The sequence below is a fragment of the Pseudomonas sp. PNPG3 genome (assembly GCF_023093815.1).
GTDB classification, from domain to species: Bacteria; Pseudomonadota; Gammaproteobacteria; order Pseudomonadales; family Pseudomonadaceae; genus Aquipseudomonas; species Aquipseudomonas asiatica.
Window position 1 is genome coordinate 33,528 of sequence record NZ_JALLKV010000040.1, and the last position, 23,372, is coordinate 56,899.

General features: G+C 64.6%; 22 protein-coding genes. 14 read left to right on the forward strand and 8 right to left on the reverse strand.

Going from position 1 to position 23,372, the window contains the following annotated elements:
- Both MJ643_RS21925 and MJ643_RS21930 read right to left on the reverse strand, forming a co-directional pair.
- Positions 1-717: an LrgB family protein gene (locus MJ643_RS21925; RefSeq protein ID WP_013974365.1), complete on the reverse strand. Its 717-nt coding sequence runs from the start codon at positions 715-717 to the stop codon at positions 1-3.
- Positions 714-1,076, reverse strand: a complete 363-nt coding sequence (locus MJ643_RS21930) for a CidA/LrgA family protein (RefSeq protein ID WP_003257558.1) — start codon at positions 1,074-1,076, stop codon at positions 714-716. The genes MJ643_RS21925 and MJ643_RS21930 overlap by 4 nt, the downstream gene beginning before the upstream one ends.
- A 143-nt stretch (positions 1,077-1,219) precedes the next feature.
- Between MJ643_RS21930 and MJ643_RS21935 the strand changes: the two genes are divergently transcribed.
- The 9 genes from MJ643_RS21935 to MJ643_RS21975 all read left to right on the forward strand — a co-directional run bounded on the left by MJ643_RS21935 (position 1,220) and on the right by MJ643_RS21975 (position 12,604).
- The gene (locus tag MJ643_RS21935; protein WP_024087792.1) at positions 1,220-1,675 is read left to right on the forward strand and encodes a MaoC family dehydratase; all 456 of its coding nucleotides are present in this window, start codon (positions 1,220-1,222) and stop codon (positions 1,673-1,675) included.
- Positions 1,676-1,927: 252 nt separating this feature from the next.
- Entirely contained in the window at positions 1,928-2,806 is an 879-nt protein-coding gene (prmA, locus tag MJ643_RS21940; RefSeq protein ID WP_024087793.1) for a 50S ribosomal protein L11 methyltransferase, read from the forward strand.
- 42 nt (positions 2,807-2,848) lie between these two features.
- A complete protein-coding gene (locus MJ643_RS21945) occupies positions 2,849-4,210 on the forward strand; it encodes a DUF3426 domain-containing protein (RefSeq protein WP_013974368.1) in 1,362 nt (453 codons plus the stop codon).
- 254 nt (positions 4,211-4,464) lie between these two features.
- On the forward strand, positions 4,465-5,478 hold the full coding sequence (dusB, locus tag MJ643_RS21950) for a tRNA dihydrouridine synthase DusB (RefSeq protein ID WP_013974369.1): 1,014 nt from the start codon (positions 4,465-4,467) through the stop codon (positions 5,476-5,478).
- On the forward strand, positions 5,475-5,795 hold the full coding sequence (fis, locus tag MJ643_RS21955; RefSeq protein ID WP_012274390.1) for a DNA-binding transcriptional regulator Fis: 321 nt from the start codon (positions 5,475-5,477) through the stop codon (positions 5,793-5,795). The genes dusB and fis overlap by 4 nt, the downstream gene beginning before the upstream one ends.
- 81 nt (positions 5,796-5,876) lie before the next feature.
- Complete coding sequence (gene purH / locus MJ643_RS21960; protein ID WP_023662384.1) at positions 5,877-7,484, forward strand: bifunctional phosphoribosylaminoimidazolecarboxamide formyltransferase/IMP cyclohydrolase; 1,608 nt, start codon at positions 5,877-5,879, stop codon at positions 7,482-7,484.
- 135 nt (positions 7,485-7,619) lie between these two features.
- Positions 7,620-8,915, forward strand: a complete 1,296-nt coding sequence (purD, locus tag MJ643_RS21965; RefSeq protein WP_013974372.1) for a phosphoribosylamine--glycine ligase — start codon at positions 7,620-7,622, stop codon at positions 8,913-8,915.
- A gap of 144 nt (positions 8,916-9,059) precedes the next feature.
- Positions 9,060-11,831, forward strand: a complete 2,772-nt coding sequence (locus MJ643_RS21970) for a hybrid sensor histidine kinase/response regulator (protein WP_024087794.1) — start codon at positions 9,060-9,062, stop codon at positions 11,829-11,831.
- A 176-nt stretch (positions 11,832-12,007) separates the two neighbouring features.
- Positions 12,008-12,604, forward strand: coding sequence for a MarC family protein (locus MJ643_RS21975; RefSeq protein WP_013974374.1), 597 nt, complete (start codon positions 12,008-12,010; stop codon positions 12,602-12,604).
- Positions 12,605-12,611: 7 nt separating this feature from the next.
- Here the strand turns inward: MJ643_RS21975 and MJ643_RS21980 are convergent, their stop codons facing one another.
- From MJ643_RS21980 to cobG, 6 genes are all read right to left on the reverse strand, one after another.
- Positions 12,612-13,241, reverse strand: a complete 630-nt coding sequence (locus tag MJ643_RS21980; RefSeq protein WP_049798464.1) for a hypothetical protein — start codon at positions 13,239-13,241, stop codon at positions 12,612-12,614.
- Between the two features lie 83 nt (positions 13,242-13,324).
- Positions 13,325-14,005 carry a hypothetical protein gene (locus MJ643_RS21985; protein ID WP_023662437.1) on the reverse strand — a complete coding sequence of 227 codons (681 nt, stop codon included), beginning with the start codon at positions 14,003-14,005 and terminating at the stop codon, positions 13,325-13,327.
- A gap of 93 nt (positions 14,006-14,098) precedes the next feature.
- Positions 14,099-15,796, reverse strand: a complete 1,698-nt coding sequence (cobJ, locus tag MJ643_RS21990) for a precorrin-3B C(17)-methyltransferase (RefSeq protein ID WP_080708194.1) — start codon at positions 15,794-15,796, stop codon at positions 14,099-14,101.
- Positions 15,784-16,518 (reverse strand): precorrin-2 C(20)-methyltransferase, encoded by a 735-nt coding sequence (locus MJ643_RS21995; protein ID WP_013974378.1) that lies wholly within the window; start codon positions 16,516-16,518, stop codon positions 15,784-15,786. The genes cobJ and MJ643_RS21995 overlap by 13 nt, the downstream gene beginning before the upstream one ends.
- Positions 16,515-17,141 (reverse strand): precorrin-8X methylmutase, encoded by a 627-nt coding sequence (locus tag MJ643_RS22000; protein WP_003257545.1) that lies wholly within the window; start codon positions 17,139-17,141, stop codon positions 16,515-16,517. Before MJ643_RS22000 ends, MJ643_RS21995 begins: the two co-directional genes overlap by 4 nt.
- Positions 17,134-18,465: a precorrin-3B synthase gene (gene cobG, locus MJ643_RS22005; RefSeq protein ID WP_024087797.1), complete on the reverse strand. Its 1,332-nt coding sequence runs from the start codon at positions 18,463-18,465 to the stop codon at positions 17,134-17,136. Before cobG ends, MJ643_RS22000 begins: the two co-directional genes overlap by 8 nt.
- Positions 18,466-18,709: 244 nt before the next feature.
- On the opposite strand from cobG, the gene MJ643_RS22010 reads away from it, so the two are divergent.
- From MJ643_RS22010 to MJ643_RS22030, 5 genes are all read left to right on the forward strand, one after another.
- Positions 18,710-19,921 (forward strand): bifunctional cobalt-precorrin-7 (C(5))-methyltransferase/cobalt-precorrin-6B (C(15))-methyltransferase, encoded by a 1,212-nt coding sequence (locus tag MJ643_RS22010; RefSeq protein ID WP_013974381.1) that lies wholly within the window; start codon positions 18,710-18,712, stop codon positions 19,919-19,921.
- Entirely contained in the window at positions 19,914-21,008 is a 1,095-nt protein-coding gene (locus MJ643_RS22015) for a cobalt-precorrin-5B (C(1))-methyltransferase (protein WP_013974382.1), read from the forward strand. The genes MJ643_RS22010 and MJ643_RS22015 overlap by 8 nt, the downstream gene beginning before the upstream one ends.
- Entirely contained in the window at positions 21,005-21,730 is a 726-nt protein-coding gene (locus MJ643_RS22020; RefSeq protein WP_013974383.1) for a cobalt-precorrin-6A reductase, read from the forward strand. The genes MJ643_RS22015 and MJ643_RS22020 overlap by 4 nt, the downstream gene beginning before the upstream one ends.
- Before the next feature lie 253 nt (positions 21,731-21,983).
- Complete coding sequence (locus MJ643_RS22025) at positions 21,984-22,421, forward strand: NfeD family protein (RefSeq protein ID WP_003257542.1); 438 nt, start codon at positions 21,984-21,986, stop codon at positions 22,419-22,421.
- Between the two features lie 26 nt (positions 22,422-22,447).
- Positions 22,448-23,302 (forward strand): SPFH domain-containing protein, encoded by an 855-nt coding sequence (locus MJ643_RS22030; protein WP_013974384.1) that lies wholly within the window; start codon positions 22,448-22,450, stop codon positions 23,300-23,302.
- Positions 23,303-23,372 lie beyond the last annotated feature (70 nt).

Below are 23,372 nucleotides of genomic sequence, written 5' to 3' on the forward strand. Positions count from 1 at the left end.
TCAAGCCACCAGGCTGACCGCCAGCGGCAGGAACACCGCCGTGGCCACCCCCATCAGGCTCATCGCCAGCGCGGCAAAGGCGCCGCATTCGTCACTTTCCTGCAGGGCCACCGAAGTGCCCACTGCGTGCGCGGTCACGCCCAAAGACATGCCACGGGCCTCGGGGCTATGCACGCCAAAACGGCTCAGCAACGCCGGGCCGAAGATTGCCCCGATAACCCCGGTAATCAGCACGAACACCGCCGCCAAGGCAGCCACGCCGCCAATCTGCTCAGCCACCAGCATGGCGATCGGCGAAGTGACCGACTTCGGCGCCATGGTCATCAGGATCATGTGCTCGGCACCGAACCACCAGCCCAGCAACAGGCAGCACAGCGTAGCGAACAGGCCTCCGACTACCAGCGTAGTAAATGTGGGCCAGAACAGCTGTCGGATACGCCGCAGGTTGAGGTAGAGCGGCACAGCCAGGGCTACGGTGGCAGGCCCCAGCAGGATGTTCATGATTTCGGTGCTCTTGCGATATTCGCTGTAGTCGATGCCACACACCAGCAGCACGCCGATCACCAGCAGCATCGAGACCAGTACCGGCTGCAGGAAGATCCAGCGGGTTTTCTCGTAGGCCGCCAGCACCACCTGGTAGGCCCCAAGCGTGATGCCGATACCGAACAAGGGATGATGAACGACCGCATCCAGTGCGCCTTGCCAGTCGAGCATCATGGCTGCTCCTCGCTCCGGCCCTGACGGTGGATGAGCTTTTGCATCAACACGCCGACGAACACCAGGGTCACCAGGCAGGAGATCAGCAAGGCACCGGCAATGGCCCAGAAGTCGGCGGCGATATCTCTGGCATACACCATCACCCCCACCGCTGGTGGCACCAGCAACAGCGGCAGGTAACGCAGCAGGCTGCTGGCGGCCTCGTTTAGCGGCTTGCCCACCTCACCACGGGCCATGAGGAAGAACAAAAGCAGCAACAGGCCGATGATCGGCCCCGGCAGAAACGGCACCAACAGATGGTTGATTGCCGTCCCCAGCAGCTGGAATAGCACCAGCCAGGTCAAACCACGCAACAGCATAAGCATCTCCCTCGGGCATGGCCGCCATTATAAGCATGTGCCGTCATATACCGATATTCGTCGAAAAACGTGCAACTTGACTGAAACGGTTCGCCGTGCTGATCTTGCACTTTCGTACCAACTGACAATCCGGAGAGTCCGCGATGCCCCATGTACCGGTTACAGAGCTTTCGCAGTACGTTGGTAAGGAACTGGGCCGCTCGGCCTGGCTGAAGATCGACCAGCAACGCATCAACCTGTTCGCCGAAGCCACGGGCGATTTCCAGTTCATCCATGTTGACCCGGAAAAGGCGGCAAAAACCCCGTTCGGCTGCACCATCGCCCACGGTTTCCTGACATTGTCGCTGATTCCCAAGCTGATCGAGGACATCCTGGTTCTGCCGGAAGGGCTGAAGATGGTGGTGAACTATGGGCTGGACAGCGTGCGGTTCATCCAGCCGGTCAAGGTCGACAGCCAGGTACGGCTGAAGGTGGACCTGGCCGAAGTGACGGAAAAGAGACCGGGGCAATGGCTGCTAAAGGCGATTGCCACGCTGGAGATCGAGGGAGAAGAGAAGCCTGCTTATATAGCTGAGTCGCTTTCCCTCTGTTTTGTCTGATGCACCACAGTTTTTTCTGTGGGAGCGGGCATGCCCGCGAAGCAAGCACCGCGGTGAATGGCACGGGCTTCGCCCGTGTTCGCGGGCGCGCCCGCTCTCACAGGGTGCATGCCAGGATTTCAATGTTGTGCAAGGCAGTAGCCCTCACAATGTCCGTGCCCAGCCTCCTCTACAAACCCCCCGCACTCGCGTAAACTGCCAGCCTTCGCGCAGCCTAGGGCTGCCCCTGTCGATTTACCAAAGGTGCCCGCCATGCCCTGGCTGCAAGTACGCCTGGCCATCAGCCCGGAACAAGCCGAAACCTACGAAGATGCCCTGCTCGAAGTGGGTGCCGTCTCGGTCACGTTCATGGACGCCGAGGATCAACCGATCTTCGAGCCAGACCTCAACACCACTCCGCTGTGGTCGCACACCCACCTGCTGGCCCTGTTCGAGGCCGATGCCGACCCTGAGCAGGTATTCGCCCACCTGCGCCTGCTGACCGGCGCCGAGCTGCCCGAGCACCAGGCCGAGGTGATCGAGGACCAGGACTGGGAACGCAGCTGGATGGACAACTTCCAGCCGATGCGCTTCGGCCGCCGCCTGTGGATCGTGCCAAGCTGGCACGAGGCCCCGGAACAGGACGCGGTGAACCTGCTGCTCGACCCGGGCCTGGCGTTCGGCACCGGTACCCACCCCACCACCGCCCTGTGCCTGGAATGGCTCGACGGCCAGCAGCTCGAAGGCGCCCAGGTGCTGGACTTCGGCTGCGGCTCGGGCATTCTGGCCATCGCCGCGTTGCTGCTGGGCGCCCGTGAGGCGGTCGGTACCGACATCGACGTGCAGGCCATCGAGGCTTCGCGCGACAACGCCCAGCGCAACGGCATCGCCGATGAGAAGCTGGCGCTGTACCTGCCCGAGCACATGCCGGCCATGCAGGCCGACGTGCTGGTCGCCAACATCCTCGCCGGCCCACTGGTGTCGCTGGCACCGCAGCTGTCCGGCCTGGTCCGCCCAGGTGGCCTGCTGGCGCTGTCGGGCATCCTCGCCGAGCAGGGTGAGGAAGTGGCCGCGGCCTATGCCGCCGACTTCGAGCTGGACCCGATCGTCGTGCGCGACGGCTGGGTGCGCATCAGTGGTCGCCGCCGCTAAGCGGGCCTAGAATACTTTTCTGCACAGCTCCCGGATTGCCGCATGACCGACAGTTTCGTCACCCAGTGCCCGCATTGCCAGACCAGCTTTCGCGTCACCCACCACCAGTTGAGCGTGGCCCGCGGTGTAGTGCGCTGCGGCCACTGCCTGCAGGTGTTCAACGCCGCCAAGCAGCTGCTGGAGCAGAACCGCGCCGGCGGAGCCAGCGCACCTGCGGTGCCGGCACCGATGCCTGCTGCCCCTGCCGAGCCGCTGGCCGAACCGGTGATCGCACCCGAGCCTGTCGCAAGCGAATCCGGCACCACTCCGGACGAGGACTGGGCGCTCACCAGCCAGGCGCTGGACGCGCTCGACCTCGACATGGAACTGGAGCGCCTGGAGCGCCGCGGCCAACCGGCCTCGGCTCGCCCGGCAAGCCAGGATGACGGCCTGCAGGCGCGGCGTGACGAACTGCACCCGGACGAACATGCCGACGACCTGTTCGGTACGGCAACCGATGAGCCGTTCGAGCCGCAACAGGCGGTAGAACCCACGCCCGTGCTGCGGGAGCCGGAGTCCCTGGAGCTGGACCTGGAACCCGCCCCAGGCGAGCGTACCGAGCCGACGTTAGGTGGCAATCTTGACCTGGACATCGACGACGAACCACCGGTACACAGTACCGCCGCAATCGATGACCACCCCGAATTCAACGAACCGCTGCGGGCCAGCGATGATGAGGCCCCTGTACGGGGCCTGAGCGCCCGCGACGACGAGCCGCTGGAGCTGCACCTGTCGGCGCGCGATGGCGAGCCTGTCGAGCCGCTGCCCGGCGAACGCCTGGAACCAGGCCTTGCCGGCAAAGCCGAGCGCCCGGCGCGCAAGGAGCCGCTGGTCGACGTGGTCGACGACCCGCTGCAACTGGGCTGGGAAAAACCCGCGCCCAACTGGGGCAAGCGCCTGCTGTGGGGCTTCCTGACCCTGCTGGCTGCTGGCTTGTTGGCGTTCCAGTACGTGTGGTTCCACTTCGATGAAATGGCCCGCCAGGACCAGTACCGGCCGCTCTTCCAGCAAGTCTGCCCGTTGGTCGGCTGCGAAGTGCCGACCCGCGTAGATATCGCTCGAATCAAGAGCAGCAACCTGGTAGTACGCAGCCACCCGGACTTCAAGGGCGCACTGATCGTCGATGCGATCATCTACAACCGCGCGCCGTTCGCCCAGCCGTTCCCGCTGCTGGAGCTGCGCTTCGCCGACCTCAATGGCCAGCTGATCGCCAGCCGTCGCTTCAAGCCCAGCGAATACCTGTCCGGCGAACTGGCCGGGCGCGGCGAAATGCCAAGCCAGACCCCGATCCATATCGCCCTGGACATCCTCGACCCAGGGCCGAAGGCCGTTAATTACAGCCTGAGCTTCCGTTCGCCGGAATAACCAGCAGCCCTGTGGGAGCGGGCGTGCCCGCGAACACGGGCGAAGCCCGTGCCATCCATTGCGCCGCCTGCTTCGCGGGCAGGCCCGCTCCCACAGGGGCCGCGCAAGGTCCTGGATCCTCACCCATACCAAAAGTCATAAGCCGACAACTGTTCAGATTTTATCCAAATCCATCTTTATCCGGTCACCGAGAGCGGGTATCATGCCAACCCTTTTTCGAACTCCAAGATTCGGCCCCACAACAGGGATCACCTATGTCGGCGGTACGCATCGGCCCATACACACTACGTAACAACCTGATCCTCGCGCCCATGGCCGGGGTCACGGACCAGCCTTTCCGTACACTTTGCCAGCGCTTGGGCGCCGGCATGGTGGTGTCGGAAATGGTCTCCAGCGACATGAGCCTGTGGAACAGCCGCAAGTCGAGCCTGCGCCGCATCCATGAAGGTGATCCCGAGCCACGCTCGGTACAGATCGCCGGTGGTGATGCGCAGATGATGGCAGCGGCGGCAAAGGCCAACGTCGATGCAGGCGCCCAGATCATTGATATCAACATGGGCTGCCCGGCAAAAAAAGTCTGCAACAAAGCCGCAGGCTCTGCTTTATTGAGAGATGAAGCCTTGGTCAGCGAGATTCTCCACGCCGTGGTCGGCGCCGTGGACGTCCCGGTGACCCTGAAGATCCGCACCGGCTGGGACCGGGCGAACAAGAACGGCCTGAACGTGGCGAAGATTGCCGAGCAGGCCGGCATCCAGGCGCTGGCGGTGCATGGCCGCACACGCGCCGACCTGTACACCGGCGAAGCCGAATACGACACCATCGCTGCCATCAAGCAGGCGGTGTCGATTCCGGTTTTTGCCAACGGCGATATCACCTCGCCAGAAAAGGCCCGGGCGGTGCTGGACGCCACCGGGGTCGATGGCCTGTTGATCGGCCGGGCCGCCCAGGGGCGGCCATGGATCTTTCGCGAGATCGAGCATTACTTGCGCACTGGCGAACACCTGCCAGCGCCGCAGCTGGAGGAAGTGGAACGCATCCTGCTGGAGCACCTGGCCGCGCTGCATGCCTTCTATGGCGATGTGATGGGCGTACGTATCGCCCGCAAGCACGTTGGCTGGTACCTGGCAACACGACCCGGCGGCAAGGAGTTTCGCTCCCGGTTCAACGCTTTGGAAGACACACAAGCGCAGTGCGCCAACGTTCGCGCGTTTTTCAGCGAACGTCGACAGAGCCTTGAGACAGAGGACGGACAAGGGGTGGCCGCATGACGATGATGACCGAGACATTTGTGAGTGGAACAACGCCCGTGAGCGACAACGCCAACCTGAAACAGCACCTCAACACGCCGAGCGAAGAGGGCCAGACCCTTCGCGACAGCGTAGAGAAGGCGCTGCACAACTACTTCGCCCACCTGGAAGGCGCGACCGTGACGGACGTGTACAACCTGGTGCTCTCCGAAGTCGAGGCGCCCCTGCTCGAAAGCGTGATGAACTACGTGAAGGGCAACCAGACCAAGGCCAGCGAGATGCTCGGACTGAACCGAGGCACCCTGCGCAAGAAGCTCAAGCAGTACGACTTGTTGTAAGCCAGAATCCCAACCAGAAAAGGCGGCTCCCTGAACAGAGGCGCCTTTTTTGCTGACTCCACCGCGTTATTGGAACCCGAAATGACCGACCAGACTACCCGCCTGCCAGTCCGCCGCGCCCTGATCAGCGTCTCCGACAAGACCGGTATCCTCGAATTCGCCCGTGAGCTGCAGCAGCTCGGTGTCGAGATCCTGTCCACCGGCGGCACCTACAAGCTGCTCAAGGACAACGGCGTCAATGCGGTGGAAGTGGCCGACTACACCGGCTTCGCCGAAATGATGGATGGCCGGGTCAAGACCCTGCACCCGAAAATCCACGGTGGCATCCTCGGCCGTCGCGGCACCGACGACGCCATCATGAACGAGCACGGCATCAAGCCGATCGACCTGGTAGCAGTCAACCTGTACCCGTTCGAAGCCACCATCTCCAAGCCTGGCTGTGACCTGCCGACCGCCATCGAGAACATCGATATCGGCGGCCCGACCATGGTCCGCTCGGCTGCCAAGAACCACAAGGACGTGGCCATCGTGGTCAACGCCAGCGACTACGCCGGCATCATCGAAGGCCTCAAGGCCGGTGGCCTGACCTACGCCCAGCGCTTCGACCTGATGCTCAAGGCGTTCGAGCACACTGCTGCCTACGACGGCATGATCGCCAACTACATGGGCACCATCGACCAGGCCAAAGAAACCCTGAGCACTGAAGGCCGCAGCGAGTTCCCGCGCACCTTCAACAGCCAGTTCGTCAAGGCCCAGGAAATGCGCTACGGCGAAAACCCGCACCAGAGCGCGGCGTTCTATGTAGAAGTGAAGAAAGGCGAAGCCAGCGTTTCCACCGCCGTCCAGCTGCAGGGCAAGGAACTGTCGTTCAACAACGTGGCCGACACCGATGCCGCGCTGGAGTGCGTGAAGAGCTTCGTCAAGCCGGCCTGCGTCATCGTCAAGCACGCCAACCCGTGCGGCGTGGCCGTGGTACCTGAAGACGAAGGCGGCATCCGCAAGGCTTACGACCTGGCCTATGCCACCGACACCGAGTCGGCGTTCGGCGGCATCATCGCCTTCAACCGCGAACTGGACGGCGAAACCGCCAAGGCCATCGTCGACCGCCAGTTCGTCGAAGTGATCATCGCCCCGAAAATTTCCCAGGCTGCCCGCGAAGTGGTTGCCGCCAAGCAGAACGTACGCCTGCTGGAGTGCGGCGAGTGGCCAGCCGAGCGCGCTGCCGGTTGGGACTTCAAGCGCGTCAACGGTGGCCTGCTGGTGCAGAGCCGCGATATCGGCATGATCACTGCCGATGACCTGAAGATCGTCACCAAGCGTGCGCCAACCGAGCAAGAGATCAACGACCTGGTGTTCGCCTGGAAAGTGGCCAAGTTCGTCAAGTCCAACGCCATTGTCTACGCCAAGCAGCGCCAGACCATCGGCGTCGGCGCCGGCCAGATGAGCCGCGTCAACTCCGCGCGCATTGCTGCAATCAAGGCCGAGCATGCCGGCCTGCAGGTCCAGGGTGCAGTCATGGCGTCGGATGCGTTCTTCCCGTTCCGTGATGGCATCGACAATGCGGCTAAAGTGGGTATCAGCGCCGTGATCCAGCCAGGTGGTTCGATGCGTGATGCCGAGGTGATTGCTGCCGCTGACGAAGCCGGCATCGCCATGGTCTTCACCGGTATGCGCCACTTCCGCCACTAATCAAGATGGCCGGCCGATCCTCGGCCGCTGTGGGAGCGGGTTCACCCGCGAATGCGATGTTGGATTCACCGCCGCATTCGCGGGTGAACCCGCTCCCACAGGGTACGAGGATTGCCGCCAAACAGAGGTTTTGACATGAAAGTTTTGATCATAGGCAGCGGCGGCCGTGAGCACGCCCTGGCCTGGAAAGTCGCCCAGGACCCACGCGTGGAGAAAGTCTTCGTTGCCCCGGGCAACGCCGGCACCGCCATTGAAGCCAAGTGCGAGAACGTCGCCATCGACGTGTGCGCCCTGGAGCAACTGGCTGACTTCGCCGAGAAGAACGTCGACCTGACCATCGTCGGCCCGGAAGCACCGCTGGTCATCGGCGTAGTCGACCTGTTCCGCAGCCGCGGCCTGGACTGCTTCGGTCCGACCAAGGGCGCGGCCCAGCTGGAAGGCTCCAAGGCCTTCACCAAGGACTTCCTGGCGCGTCACAAGATCCCGACCGCCGACTACCAGAACTTCACCGAAATCGAGCCGGCGCTGGCCTACCTGCAGGAAAAAGGCGCGCCGATCGTGATCAAGGCCGACGGCCTGGCCGCGGGCAAGGGCGTGATCGTCGCCATGACCCTGGAAGAAGCCGAAGCCGCCGTGCGTGACATGCTGGCCGGCAACGCTTTCGGCGATGCGGGCTCCCGCGTGGTGATCGAGGAGTTCCTCGACGGCGAGGAAGCCAGCTTCATCGTCATGGTCGACGGCCAGAACGTGCTGCCCATGGCCACCAGCCAGGACCACAAGCGTGTCGGCGACCAGGACACCGGCCCGAACACCGGCGGCATGGGTGCCTACTCCCCTGCCCCGGTAGTCACCGCCGAAGTTCACCAGCGCGTGATGGACCAGGTGATCTGGCCGACCGTGCGCGGCATGGCCGAGGAAGGCAACGTCTACACCGGCTTCCTCTACGCCGGCCTGATGATCGACAAGGCGGGCAACCCCAAGGTCATCGAGTTCAACTGCCGCTTCGGCGACCCAGAAACCCAGCCGGTCATGCTGCGCCTGGAGTCTAGCCTGGTGCTGCTGGTCGAGGCCGCATTCGCCAAGGCGCTGGACAAGGTCGAAGCACAGTGGGACCCGCGCCCGAGCCTGGGCGTGGTACTGGCTGCCGGCGGCTACCCGGGCGACTACGCCAAGGGCGACGTGATCAACGGCCTGGACGCTGCCGCGAAGATCGAAGGCAAGGTGTTCCACGCCGGTACCGCACTCAAGGATGGCAAGGTGACCACCAACGGCGGGCGCGTGCTGTGTGCCACCGCCATGGGCAGCACCGTTGCCGACGCACAGCAGCAGGCTTACCGCCTGGCCAAGGAAATCAGCTGGAACGGCAGTTTCTACCGCACCGATATCGGCTACCGGGCCATCGCCCGCGAACGCGGTGAGCACCAGCAGTAAGTTGTACCGGACGTCCGCAGCGCGCCCCAGCACCTTGCGCCTGCGGCATCCGGCTCGTCGACAGGGCCCCAAGGGGCCTTGCCTTCGACTTGGCGCGCCGCGCATAGTTAATACCCGGCACCTAGGCTAAGAAGGGATTTCGTAGTGCGTCGGCTTCGGATTGCCTCAGCTCTGATCGTCAGCTTGCTGACCTTGCTCTGCATGTTCCCGGCGGCGGCCGAACATGACGGAGGCTGGGCCGTTATGCTCGACGAACAGGCCAACCTGCAACTGAGCGACGTGCGCTCCGATCGTTACCGCAACCAGTTCAGCCCGCTGGTACTTGCCGACCTGGATGCCGCTCCTGCGGAACAGGCCCTGTGGCTGCACTACCGCCTGGAGCCCGGCGAGCAGGAAAAACTGCTGCGGGTTTTCGCCCCAGACCTTTCTGGCCTGGACCTCTACGCCCTCGAGGGCGACAAGCTTCTGCGTCAGCTGCACCACGGGCGCCAGGCAGGCAATGCCAGCCCGACCCTGCGTGGCAGCGACCATGTACTACCCCTGCCCAACAGCAAGCAACCCCTGGATATCTACCTGCGCCTGGTTTCCGAGCACCAGTTGCGCCCGGCCATCAGCCTGGAGCCTGCGGCCGTGGCAGCCTCCGACCAGCGCCAGCCACTGCTGTTCGGCATGCTGTTCGGCGGCCTGGTGATGCTGATCATGCACAACCTGATCCGCTTCATCTACAGCCGCTCCAGCACCACCCTGATCCTGGCGCTGTACCACGGCCTGATGCTGCTCAGCGGCCTGATCCTGCTGAACCTCAGCGGCCCCTGGTGGCACGTTTGGCATAGCGCGCAAACACCCGCCGCATACCTGACGCTGGTCCTGGCCGGCCTGGCGGGGCTGGGTTTCACCCAGCACTTCTTCTCGCCATGCAACTCGCCACGGCTAAACCGCCTGCTGCAGGGCGAGATGCTGCTGGTCGGGGTGAGCGGGTTGGTGCTGCTGTTCGTCGACACCCTGCCCCTCAACCTGATGACCTACGCCCTGATGGCCCTGGGCAGCGTGAGCATGCTGTTGGTCAGCAGTTACCACTGGTACAAGGGCTATGCGCCCGCACGTCTGTTCAGCCTGGCCATGGTGGTGTTCAACCTCGGTGGCCTGGTGCTGCTGCCAGCGCTACTGGGCCTGACCCGTACCTCGACGCCCTGGCTGCTGTGCATCCTGCTGGGCCTGACCGTGGCCAGCGGCCTGCTGCTCAACCTGGCCGTCAGTGAACGCCTGCGGCGCATTAGCGAGGAGCGCTTCAGCGCCAGCCGCGCACTGGCCGCCAGCGATGCCGAAATCAACGCCAAGGCCGAGTTCCTGGCCAAGATCAGCCACGAAATCCGTACCCCCATGAACGGTGTGCTGGGCATGACCGAGCTGCTTCTGGGCACGCCGCTGTCGGTCAAGCAACGCGACTACGTGCAGACCATTCACAGCGCCGGCAACGAACTGCTGACGCTGATCAACGAGATTCTCGACATTTCCAAGCTGGAATCCCGGCAGATCGAACTCGATGACGTGCAGTTCGACCTCAACGCGCTGATCGAAGATTGCCTGAACATCTTCCGCGCCAAGGCCGAACAGCAGAACATCGAACTGATCAGCTTCACCCAACCGCAGGTACCACGGGTGATCAGCGGCGACCCGACGCGCCTGCGCCAGGCCTTGTCGAGCCTGCTGGAGAATGCCCTGAAAAACACCGACCAGGGCGAGATCCTGCTGGTAGTGGCGCTGGACCAGCGCGGCGAGGTACCGCGCCTGCGCATCGCCGTCCAGGACAGCGGCGAACCGTTGCCGGCCGCTGACCGCGAAGCCTTGCTGCAGGCCGAGTTGCACAGCCACCACTTCCTGTCCAGCAACAAGCTGGGCGGCCACCTGGGGCTGGTCATCGCCAAGCAGCTGATCGGGCTGATGCAGGGCGAGTTCGGCATCAAGAGCAGCAGCGGCATGGGCAATACCCTGTGGCTGACCCTGCCGCTGGACCCTTCGCGCCTGGAACAGCCACCGGCCGACCTCGACAGCCCGCTGCGTGATGCTCGCGTACTGGTGGTGGACGACAACGACACCTGCCGCAAGGTGCTGGTACAGCAGTGCAGCGCCTGGGGCATGAACGTCAGCGCGGTCCCGTCGGGCAAGGAAGCACTGGCCCTGCTGCGCACCAAGGCCCACCTGCGCGACTACTTCGATGCCGTGCTGCTGGACCAGAACATGCCGGGCATGACCGGCATGCAGCTGGCCGCCAAGATCAAGGAAGACCCGAGCCTGAACCACGACATCCTGGTGGTGATGCTCACCGGTATCAGCAACGCGCCGAGCAAGGTCATTGCGCGCAACGCAGGGGTCAAGCGGATCCTCGCCAAGCCGGTGGCCGGCTACACACTGAAAACCACCCTGGCCGAAGAACTGGCCCAGCGCGGCCGCGAGCAAGCCGTACCGGCCAGTTTGCCTGGCATCCCCCAGGCACTGGACCTGCCCGACGACTTCCGCGTGCTGGTCGCCGAGGACAACAGCATCTCGACCAAGGTGATCCGCGGCATGCTTGGCAAGCTCAACCTCGAGCCCGACACCGCCAGCAATGGTGAAGAGGCCTTGCAGGCGATGAAGGCGCAGCGCTATGACCTGGTGCTGATGGACTGCGAAATGCCGATACTTGACGGTTTCTCGGCCACCCAGCAGCTGCGCGCCTGGGAAGCCGCCAACCAGCGCCAGCGCACCCCAGTGGTGGCGCTGACCGCGCACATACTTGCCGAACACAAGGAACGCGCCCGCCTGGCGGGCATGGACGGGCACATGGCCAAACCGGTGGAACTGTCGCAGTTGCGAGAGCTGATCCAGTACTGGGCCAATCACCGGGAAGCCAAGGTGGATCCGGTGCATAGTTCCTGATCTGAGGCGCCTGTGCCGGCCTTTTCGCGGGTGAACCCGCTCCCACAGGTACTGCAAAGGCCTGAAGGCAATGCTATCCCTGTGGGAGCGGGTTCACCCGCGAAAGGGCCGGTACAGGCTATCAACAGAATCTGCTGATAAACTCTGCCCAGCCATAACTGCCTGGACTACCCCCCATGCTCCATGAGTTGTTCAGCGTCTACCTGAAGATGCTCGTGCTCTACAGCCCGTTCTTCGTGCTGTCGTGCTTCATCAGCCTGACCCGCGGCCATTCCAGCAAGGAGCGCAAGCAGCTGGCATGGAAGGTGGCCATCGCCGCACTCATCGCCAGTGTCCTGCTGTATCTGTTCGGTCGGGCGATCTTCGGCATCTTCGGCATCACCGCCGACGCCTTCCGCATCGGCGCTGGCAGTGTGCTGTTCATTTCGGCACTGGGCATGGCCCAAGGCAAGTCTGCGGTACAGGCCGACAACGTGCAGCAGGATGTCACCATCGTGCCGCTGACCATCCCGCTCACCGTCGGCCCGGGCACCATCGGTGCACTGCTGGTAATGGGCGTCGGTCACCCGCACTGGGACGACAAGCTGTTGGCCATCATCAGCATCGCCCTGGCCAGCTTCACCGTCGGCCTGGTGCTGTACCTGTCACACCGTATCGAGCGCATCCTCGGCGACCAGGGCCTGCAGATCGTCAGCCGGCTGATGGGGCTGTTCGTCTGCGCCCTGGCTGCGCAAATTATCTTTACCGGTATCAAAGGCTACCTGGCGCCATAGCCATTGCCTAATGCAGGTCGAACCGATACTCCCCTTGTGCATCCTTGGTTTTCATCAATGCCTCCAGCTCATCTCGCTGGTGTTGGAAACGCCCGTTATCCAGCTGCAAGGAAACGCCATTGAACCCGGCTTCCCCCTCCAGCGCCTTTTCGACCAGCAGCATGTCCTGGGGTATGCCGGCGATCGGTGCGTCGAATTGGAAGGTGATACTGCAAAGATCGAGGGTCGGGCCCGGCTTGAGCAAGCCAAGCTCGATCACCAGTTGCGAACCCTGCGTGCTGAACTTCAACTGGTGACGAAAACCTTCGATCGATCGGCCCAGGCCACTTCTTACTGCAGCCAGCACAGCCTCATGACCGATCGAGCGCATCTTCAGCCACGCCTCGAGTGGCTGTATCTGCGCGCTGCGCGCGGGCTGCCCCAGCTGTTTCAAGTCATGCGTACTGGCCAGCTTGATCCAGCCCAGTTGCCGGTATGCCTCGCGATAGGCGTCATACCAGGCTTCATAGTTGTCAAAGCGTGACCCCGCATTCCTGTTGGCCACCAACTGGGCGTAAAGGATGGAGTCGAAGGCAGCCTGGCGTTGAATCTGGCCAGCGTCCGCGCGATACAGTAATGCAGTCCCGCCAATCAACATCAGTTGTTCAGCTGTTCTGTCCATTGCATTGCCTCGTCACAAAGAGCCGAACAAGGCGGCGTTGCAACAACGCCGCCCTGCAATCAGAAGTCGTACTGGAGAACGTTCTCGACGCTGCGCACGCCGAGTTTGTTTTCCACGGTTTCGCGGACCTTGTCGTAGACGAAAGTGTTGAGGGTGAGCACAGCCATGCCGGCGTAGTACTCGGTCTTTTCCAGCTTCCACTGGATACCCAGGATGTCATCCTCCAGTTTGGGGGCAGAGGCCTGGATGCAGCTCACCACCATGACCACATCGTTGTTGTCGGTTTCGACGCAGGCGGCCATCCCGACCATGCCCCTGACCTTGTTCTTGCGCTTGTGATCGACCACCTTGACGTCATTTTCGACGGTGGTGAGTTTGTCGAAAGCCGCCTTGGCCAGCACACCCAACTTGGTACCACCCAGCACTGCATTGCCGACCGCACCGATCGCCCGTATAGCGACAGCGCCTACGGTGACAGACAACTCGGCAGAGGTTTCCAGCTCGAAGGTGCGACGAGGGATGGTAAAGCCAAGATCACGCATGACATCGATGAACCGGTCGTACCACTCCCTGCTCTGTTTTTCGGCATCGAAGGACTTGTCAGCCACCAAGGTGGCAAAGTGGAAGGCGTTCTTTACGTCATGACGGCTTTGCGAAGACATGCCTGCGCCGCAGGCCAGCAGGTTGCCTTCGACCAGGATGGCTGTGTCGGTCGCAGTGACTTGTGTTTCTGTGGACATGTGGAAACTCCTAGATGGTTGCCCCCCGAGTCAGGGGCGACCACCTTAGCCAGCGCGCCCAGGATGCAGCGCGCTGAAGGGTTTCCGGTGCAACTAGTCGGCCGACGGGTACCAACGCGGGGTGTAGGCCCACACCCCGCCCGACAAGCGAGGAAACACGCAGGTTGTAGATGAGCCGACAAGCACCATGGTGCGCATGTCGACCATTTCCGGCAGCAGTTCGGCCAATGTGACGACCTTCAGCGTCTGCCCCGGCCTACCGATGTCACGGCCAAGGACTACAGGCGTGTTACCCTCGCGGTGCCGACGCACGACCTCCAGCGCTGCCCCAAGCTGGTGCGGCCTGGCCTTGGAAATCGGGTTGTAGAATGCCAGCACCAGGTCGGCCTGGGCCGCCAGGTCCAGGCGCTTTTCAATGATCGACCACGGCTTGAGGTTGTCGGACAGCGACATCACACAGAAGTCATGCCCCAGCGGCGCGCCCGCCTGTGCGGCCGTCGCGAGCGAGGCCGACACCCCTGGCAGGATCTCGAGATCCACCCGGTGCCAAGCCGGGTCCGTGGACTCGTGCAGCGCTTCAAGTACCGCAGCCGCCATGGCGAACACCCCCGGGTCGCCCGACGAAACCACCACCACCGAACGGCCCTGAGCCGCGAGTTCGAAGGCATGCCGGGCACGCTGCATCTCTTCACGGTTGTCGGTGCAGTGCAGTACCTGGTCGTCACGGAACGGGCCGGCCATGCGCACGTAGGTTTCGTAACCGAGCACATCCTCGGCCCGCGCCAGCTCGGCCTTGACCGCCGGCACCATCAGCTCGGCTGCACCGGGCCCCAGGCCGATGACCGCCAGGCGACCCCGACGGCGACCGATCTGCGCCACCTCGACCGGGGCAGGCGCCACCGCGATGACCACGTCTGCCACCTCGATCAGCTGCGCAGCAGGCAATGCCGCAGCAACCATCCCGGCCAGATCATGCGTCCTGGCAGCAAAGCGCAAGGCAACCCCCAGGGCCTGTGCGGCCTCGTGCAGGGCGCTGTCGGCCATGGCTTGCTCGTCAGCCAGCAGGCAGGCCACTGCAGGCTCGGCGATGCCGGCCTGCTGTAATGCCGCCCGGATACTGGCCAGGCTGCCGCCAGCAACACCCACTACCACCGAACGCGGGTGGATCAGCAGCTCGTCGCGGCTGGCCGGGCGCGCCTGGTGCCCCACATGGATGGTACGCCGGGCCGCCTCGCTGGCAGGCAACTGCGCCTGCTGCAGCCACGGCGCATCACCTTCGATGCGCACCGCCTCGCCAGCCAGCAGGTCGGAGACAAAGCGCTTGCCTTGCTCGATATCCGCCAGAGCATAGCCTTGCGGCGGGTTCAGCAGACAGGTGCCAAAACGCAACTCGCCGCTGGTGGTAATTGCCGCAGCAACGCCCAGTGCTTCAGCGATTTCGCGCGCCATCACGTTCACACCGCCAAGGCCACCGAGCAACGGCACTACGGCACTGCCGTCTTCGGCCACGGCCAGTACCGGCGGCTCGACACCTTTCTCGCTGAGCAGGCTGGCCAGGCTGCGGATGACGATACCCGCGGCGCACAGGGCGATGATCGGCGTGTTCTGCTGGTACAGCCCACGCAGGGTATCGCCAAACGCGGTGTAGCAAAGGTCGGCACCCTCGACCCGGCCTTCCAGGCCATGGATCGATGCTTGTGGATAACACTGCTGGATACGCTGCGCCGTGGCCAGGCTGCCCTGGCCAAGGATGACGATCGCCGGTGCCTGGTGCATGTTCAGCCCTGCCATTTTTCACCCGGCACGATGATCAGCGAGAAGTACGGCGACGACTGTGGGTCGACCTGGTCCAGCGGCACGATTTTCTGGTTGGCCATGGTCGCCCGCTCCACATACAGCGCACGCCCGTCCAGGCCCAGTTCGGCCAGCACTTCGCGCACCTTGGGGAAGTTGCGCCCCAGCTTCATGATCACCGCCGCGTCGGCGTCGGCCAGGCGACGCTTGAGTTCTTCGGCCGGCAACACGCCAGACAGCACCGACAGGCTCTGGTTGCGATACACCAGCGGCGCGCCCAGTACCGAGGCGCCACCAAGCATCGAGCAGACGCCGGGGATCACTTCGGCCTCGTAGCGCTGCGCCAGGCGGTCGTGCAGGTACATGTAGGAACCATAGAAGAACGGGTCGCCTTCACAGATCACCGCCACGTCGCGGCCGGCATCCAGGTGCTCGGCTACCTGCACGCTGGCCTCGTCGTAGAAGTCGCTGATCACCTGTTCATAGGACAGCGGCGCTGGCAGCGCTTCGGTGGTTACCGGGTAGACCAGCGGCAGCAAGGTCTGCTCGGGCTGCAGGTGCGCCTCGATGATGCCGAAGGCGTTGCCGCGCTTGCCCTTGGCCACGAAGTAGCCGACCACGGGCGCTTCACGCAGCAGGCGCAAGGCCTTGAGGGTAATCAGTTCAGGGTCGCCAGGGCCCACGCCCAGGCCCAGCAGACGTCCACGCGGCACCATCATTCCACCTCCGTGGCGAGGGCGTTGACCGCGGCGGCGGCCATCGCGCTGCCGCCCAGGCGGCCCTGCATGATCACGAACGGCACGCCACGGCTGTCGGCGGCGAGCATCGCCTTGGACTCGGCGGCACCGACGAAGCCGACCGGGAAACCGAGGATCAGTGCTGGTTTCGGGGCGCCGGCGTCGAGCATTTCCAGCAGGTAGAACAGTGCGGTAGGCGCGTTGCCGATCACCACCACACTGCCTTCCAGGTGCGGTCGCCACAGTTCCAGGGCCACGGCGGAACGGGTGTTGCCGGCGTCTTTCGCCAGGCCCGGTACGCTCGGGTCGCGCAGGGTGCAGATGACCTTGTTGTCGGCGGGCAGCCGGGCGCGGGTAATACCTTCGGCGACCATGTGCGCATCACACAGGATCGGCGCGCCGTTCAGCAACGCCTCGCGCCCGGCCCGGCCGGCACCTTCGGAGAACTGCAGGCCATCGATGGCGTCGACCATGCCACAGGCGTGGATCACGCGCACGGCGAGCTTTTCGAGGTCTGCGGGGATCCGCTCGAGTCGGGCTTCCTCGCGGATGATCCGGAAGGAATTGCGATAGATCTCCTGACCATCGCGGATGTAGTCAATCATCAAGGTGCTCCGTCGGCAGGTCGAGCATGGCGCCTGCTTCATTCAAGGTAAGGTCGGTGGCGCGCAGGGCGCCGAAGCCCGGCAAGCGCGCATCACGCAGGTACAGGTCGTAACGGCCCGGCGCACGGGCCAGCAGGGTGGCCGGGGCAACATGGGCCACGGCACAGGATCGGGGGCAACCGGACAAGTGCACGCTGCCGGGCACGCCAGGGCCGAGCAGTGCAGCCAGGGTGACGGCGTCGGCCTTGGTCTCGCCCAGGGCCTTGGCACAGCCACTGGCGCCGGTACAGGCGCTTATGCGGGCCAGTGGCTCATGGTCATGGCATAGCAGGCCCAGTGCGGACAACCCGGCCTGGGCGTGGTCAATGTGTTGCGCTTGCAGGTTGGTCAGCACCAGGCTTTGCCAGGGGCTCAGGCGCAGGCTGCCATCGCCATGTTCACGGGCAACGCGCGCAGCGCCACGCAGCATGGCCGGGGTCAGGCGCCCCTGCGGCGGGGCAACGCCCAAGGCGACGCTCTGCGCCTGGGGCAGGACGCCCAGCCACGAGACGCTGCGCGGTTCACGCCGCCATGCGAGCACGGCGGCGTCGCGGCGGATGGCCAGGCCGAGTCCGTCGATGAAATCGGTTGCCGAACACACCTCGAGCAACTGGCGCATGCGCGACTGTGCCGGGGTGGCCAGGTCGAGGAAGCGCTCCAGCACCGCACGCACCAGTGCCAGGCCTTGGTCCGCCGGGACCGCACCGAGCACCTGGCCGTCTGCCGGGCAACCCGCCAGGCCAAACGCCAGCCAGGTCTGCTGCCCCAGGCGCAGGGCCGACAGCCACAGGTCATGGGGGTGTTCGAGCATGGCCAGGTTTTCGCCGGCATCCAGCTGCACGGCGAACTTGGCCGACAACTGGTGAAAACGCGGAGTGCCTTCCAGCAGGTCGAGGATCTGCCCGGCCAGCGGCCGAGCGTCCAGCAGCATCGCCGGGTCATGCCCGGCCAGCGGGCTGAGCATCAGGTTGCGCACATCGTCACCGGCGGCATCACGTGGGCCCAGGCCGGCAGCGAGCAGTGTCTCGACCAGGCCGCGATGCTCGCTGCCGATGCCGCGAATCTGCAGGTTGCCGCGGTTGGTGGCCTCGATCACGCCACCAGCGAAACGCTCGGCAGCCGCCGCCACTGCGTCGGCCTGGTCGGCCAGCAGCAGGCCGCCCGGCAGCTTGATGCGGCAGATGCCGCCATCACGGGCACTGACGATGCGCCACAACCCCGGGCAGGCCGAGGGACGGGGCGATACATGGGAGGCATGGGCCTGGGTCAAAGGGGCGTCCGGCAATCTGTGAAAATGCGCTTGAGTGTAGAAGGCGCGGTATTATGCCTGCTTTGTCCGGCGGCATGAAAAGCCGGTGGTCGAGCATCATCGACGATCGAGTAGAAATTAAGGACCGCGTCGCCTTCCTTCGCGGGCATGCCCGCTCCCACAGGATCACCGCTGCCCTCAACGGCTGCGCTGTACCTGTGGGAGCGGGCGAGCCCGCGAAGGGGCGCGCAGCGGCCCCAAAAATGGCGGAATGAGATACATGGCACCCTGGCTGACAGTAGTAGGTATCGGCGAAGACGGCTTCAGCGGCCTGGGCAAGCAGGCCCGGCGCGCGCTGCTGGGCGCTGCGCGGATCTTCGGCAGCCCGCGCCAGCTGGCCTTGCTGCCACGCTGCGTGGCCGGCGAACGGCTGGGCTGGCCAAGCCCGTTCTCGCTGGCCCCGGTCCTGGCTCTGCGCGGTGAGCCAGTATGCGTGCTGGCCAGCGGCGACCCGATGTTCTACGGCGTCGGTGCCAGCCTGGCGCGCCAACTGCCCGCCGCTGAAATACGCGTGCTGTCGATGCCCTCCTCCTGCGCCCTGGCCGCCGCCCGCCTGGGCTGGCCACTGCAGGACGTGCAGGTGGTATCGCTGGTCGCTCGGCCCCTGGCAGCGCTCAATGCCCATCTGCACAGCGGTGTGCGCCTGCTGGTGCTGAGCAACGACGGCGACAGCCCGGCAGCAATTGCCACGCAGCTGCGCGAGCGGGGCTTCGGGCCAAGCCGCCTGCGAGTCTTCGAACACTTGGGTGGCGTGGACGAACGTGAGTTGGCCGGCACCGCCCAGGGCTGGCCGCACAGCGACGTCGCCGCGCTCAACCTGGTAGCCATCGAGTGCCTGGCCACGCCCGAGGCGCCGCGCCTGCACCGGCTGGCCGGGCTGCCGGACAGCGCCTTCCGGCATGACGGCCAGCTGACCAAGCGCGACGTCCGCGCCATTACCCTGGCCCGCCTGGCACCACAGCCCGGCGAACTGCTGTGGGACGTGGGCGCCGGCTGCGGCTCGATCGGCATCGAATGGATGCGCGCCCACCCGGCCTGCCGCGCCTTGGCCATCGAGGCCGACGAAGGCCGCCAGGGCTTCATCGAACACAACCGCGATGCGTTGGGTGTACCCGGTCTGCACCTGGTCCGCGGCAAGGCACCGGCGGCGCTGGAGGGCCTGGAGCAACCGGATGCGATCTTCATCGGTGGCGGCGTCACCCGCGAAGGTGTGCTCGACCTGTGCTGGGCAAACCTGCGCCCCGGCGGCCGGCTGGTAGCCAATGCGGTGACCTTGCAAAGCGAACTGGCCCTGGCGCATTTCCGTGAACGCCACGGCGGCGAGCTGACCCGCGTCCATGTCGCCCATGCCCAGCCATTGGGCGCGTTCGACACTTGGCGCCAGGCGCTGCCGATCACCTTGCTGGACGTGGTGAAACCCGCCAATGCGTGAAGAAACCCGCGAACAGCCCGCCCCCCTGCGCAGCGGCCTGACCACCGGCAGCTGCGCCACCGCCACCAGCCTGGCGGCAGCACGCTTGCTGCTCGGTGGCGAGAGCAACGACGCCGTCAGCATCACCCTGCCCAAGGGCAAAGTGGTGCAGATGCGCCTGGAGTTCTGCCGCCTCACCAGCCAAGGTGCCGAAGCGGGCACGCTCAAGGACGCCGGCGACGACCCGGACGTGACCCACGGCGCCCTGCTCTATAGCCAGGTTCGCCTGCTGGCCGAACCTGGCATCCGTTTTGTCGCCGGCACCGGCGTCGGCACCGTGACCCGCCCGGGGCTGGTGCTGGCGGTGGGTGAGCCGGCCATCAACCCGGTGCCACGGCGCATGATCAGCGAACACCTGCAACGCCTGGCGGACGAATGCAGCTATCCCGGTGGCTTCGAGGTAACGGTCAATGTGCAGGGTGGCGAGCAACTGGCCCTGAAGACCATGAACCCGCGGCTGGGCATCCTCGGCGGTCTGTCGATCCTCGGCACCAGCGGCATCGTGCGGCCGTTTTCCTGCGCGGCCTACATTGCCTCGATCCACCAGGGCATCGACGTCGCCCACACCAACGGCTACACGCATATCGCTGCATGCACTGGCAACGCCAGCGAAGACACCATGCGCCGCGTCTATGGCCTGCCAGAAATAGCCCTGATCGAAATGGGCGACTTCGTCGGTGCGGTGCTCAAGCACCTGCGCAAAGTACCGGTGCCACGCCTGACCCTGTGCGGCGGTTTCGGCAAGATCAGCAAGCTGGCTGCCGGGCACATGGACCTGCACAGCCGTCATTCCAGCATCGACCTGCCGCAACTGGCCGGCTGGGCGGCGGACATCGGCGCCGACGCTGCGCTGCAGGCATCGATCATTACTGCCAACACCAGCCAACAGGCCCTGGCACTGGCCCATGCAGCCGGCATTCCCTTGGGTGACGCGGTGTGCGCCCACGCCCTGGCCTTCGCCCGCAGCGTGGTGCCGGCGCAGGTGCAGGTGGAGGTGTTCGCCATCGATCGCCAGGGTGGCATCGTCGGCCGGGCGGGTGTGCAATGAACGGGCGCATCCTGCTGCTGGGCGGCGTCACCGAAGCCCTGGCCATCGCTCGCCGCCTGGGCCCGCAGCATGTCTACAGCCTGGCGGGCATCGGCCGGGTGCCGCAGGACCTGCAATGCCAGGTTCGGGTCGGCGGCTTTGGCGGTGCCGAAGGGCTGGCGAACTACCTGCACGATGCAGGCATCACGTTGCTGATCGATGCTACCCATCCCTATGCCGCGCAGATCAGCCGCAACGCGGCCAACGCCGCACGCTTGGCCGGTATTCCGTGCTGGGCCTTGCGCCGCCCGGCCTGGCAGACACAAGCGGGGGACGACTGGCGCGAGGTCGAGGACTGGGCGGGGTTGATCGAGGCACTCAAGCCGTTTCGCAGGCCATTGTTCACGCTGGGGCGTGAGCCGCTGCAACATCTGGACGAGATACCGCTGGAGCAGTTCTGGACCTTGCGTGCGTTGGAAACGTGCCCTGGCAACGATCGCTGCGAAGTGATTGGCGCGCGCGGGCCGTTCCATATCGAGGAGGAGCGGGCGTTGTTCCAGCGCCGCAAGATCGATGTGCTGATCAGCAAGAACAGTGGCAGCGTAGCGACCGAACCGAAGCTGGAGGTGGCGCGGGAGCTGGGGATACCTGTGCTGATCCTGAAGCGACCGGCTTTGCCGGATGTGAACCGGGCATTCGATTCGCCAGCCGACCTGGCTGCGGCGCTCGACCTGCGCGGATAACAAATTCCGTAAGCGCACCGCAGATCCCTGTGGGAGCGGGTTTACCCGCGAAGAAATCAACGCGGTGCATGGCACCGGCTTCGCCGGTGTTCGCGGGTGAACCCGCTCCCACAGGGGACGCGGCAACTTTCATGTATTTGCACAAGACAGTTGCTCCTACAGCCATTTCGGACTTTTCTTGCAAACCATGAAGTGGCCATGTGCCGCACTGCTACCTTAAACTCGGCACTCCCCCCCGGAAGGCGCTACCCATATGGAAATGCAATGGTGGATCTGGCTGGTCTTCGGCATCGCGCTGATCCTGCTCGAACTGGTCCTGCCGACGTTCTTCATCCTCTGGTTCGGCATCGGCGCCGTGCTGGTATCGCTCATTTCGCTGGCCGCCCCCAGCCTGCAACTGGACATGCAGGTGCTGCTGTGGGTGCTGATGTCGTCAGTCACCACGGCACTGTGGTTCAAGCTGTTCCGGCGCAAGCAACCCGACGTGCGCTGGACCGCCGAAAGCGTGATCGGTGAAGTGGGGCTGCTGACTGCTGGTGTATCGGAGTTTCAAAAAGGCCGTGTGCGCTTCCAGAAGCCTATCCTCGGCAACGAGGAATGGACCTGCATCGCCGATAGCGAGATCGCGGCCGGCGAGCGGGTACGCCTGACCGCCATCGAAGGGAACACCGCCCGGGTCATTCGGGCCTGAATCCGCACTAAAAGGAATTTCGCATCATGACCAGCCTCATCGTCGTCGTCGCCATCGCGCTGTTCGTCCTGATCACCGTGTTCAAGGGGGTGCGCATCGTGCCCCAGGGCGAAGAATGGGTCGTCGAGCGCCTGGGCCGCTACCAGAGCACGCTCAAGCCCGGCCTGAACATCGTCATCCCGTACATGGACGTGGTCGCCTACCGGCTGCCCACCAAGGACATCATCCTCGATGTGCAGCAGCAGGAAATCATCACCCGGGACAACGCCGTAATCGTGGCCAACGCCCTGTGCTTCGCAAAGGTGGTCGACCCACAGAAGGCCTCCTATGGCGTGCAGGACTTCTCGTTCGCCGTCACCAGCCTGACCATGACCTCGCTGCGCGCCATCGTCGGGGCCATGGACCTGGACGAAGCGCTGTCCAGCCGCGAGCAGATCAAGGCGCGCCTGCGCGAGGCGATGTCCGAGCAGACCGAAGACTGGGGTGTGACCGTACGCTCGGTGGAAATCCAGGACATCAAGCCCTCGGAAAACATGCAACTGGCCATGGAGCGCCAGGCGGCAGCCGAGCGTGAACGCAAGGCCGACGTAACCCGTGCCGAAGGAGCCAAGCAGGCGGCGATCCTGGAAGCAGAAGCACGCTTGCAGGCTGCCAGGCTGGATGCCGAAGCGCAGATCAGCCTGGCCGAGGCCTCGGCGCGGGCGATTTCGCTGGTCAAGGACGCGGTCGGCAACGAGACCGTACCGGCGATGTACCTGCTGGGCGAGCGCTATGTGGGGGCCATGGAGAACCTGGCGGGCAGCAGCAATGCCAAGGTGGTGGTGCTGCCGGCGGACCTGCAGGAGACCGTGCGAGGGTTGATGGGCCGCAACAAGGCTTGAGGGTACCTTGATCTTCATCGCCGGCAAGCCAGCTTGTGTCTTCAAGGTCTCTTAAACTCGAAAGGGTGAG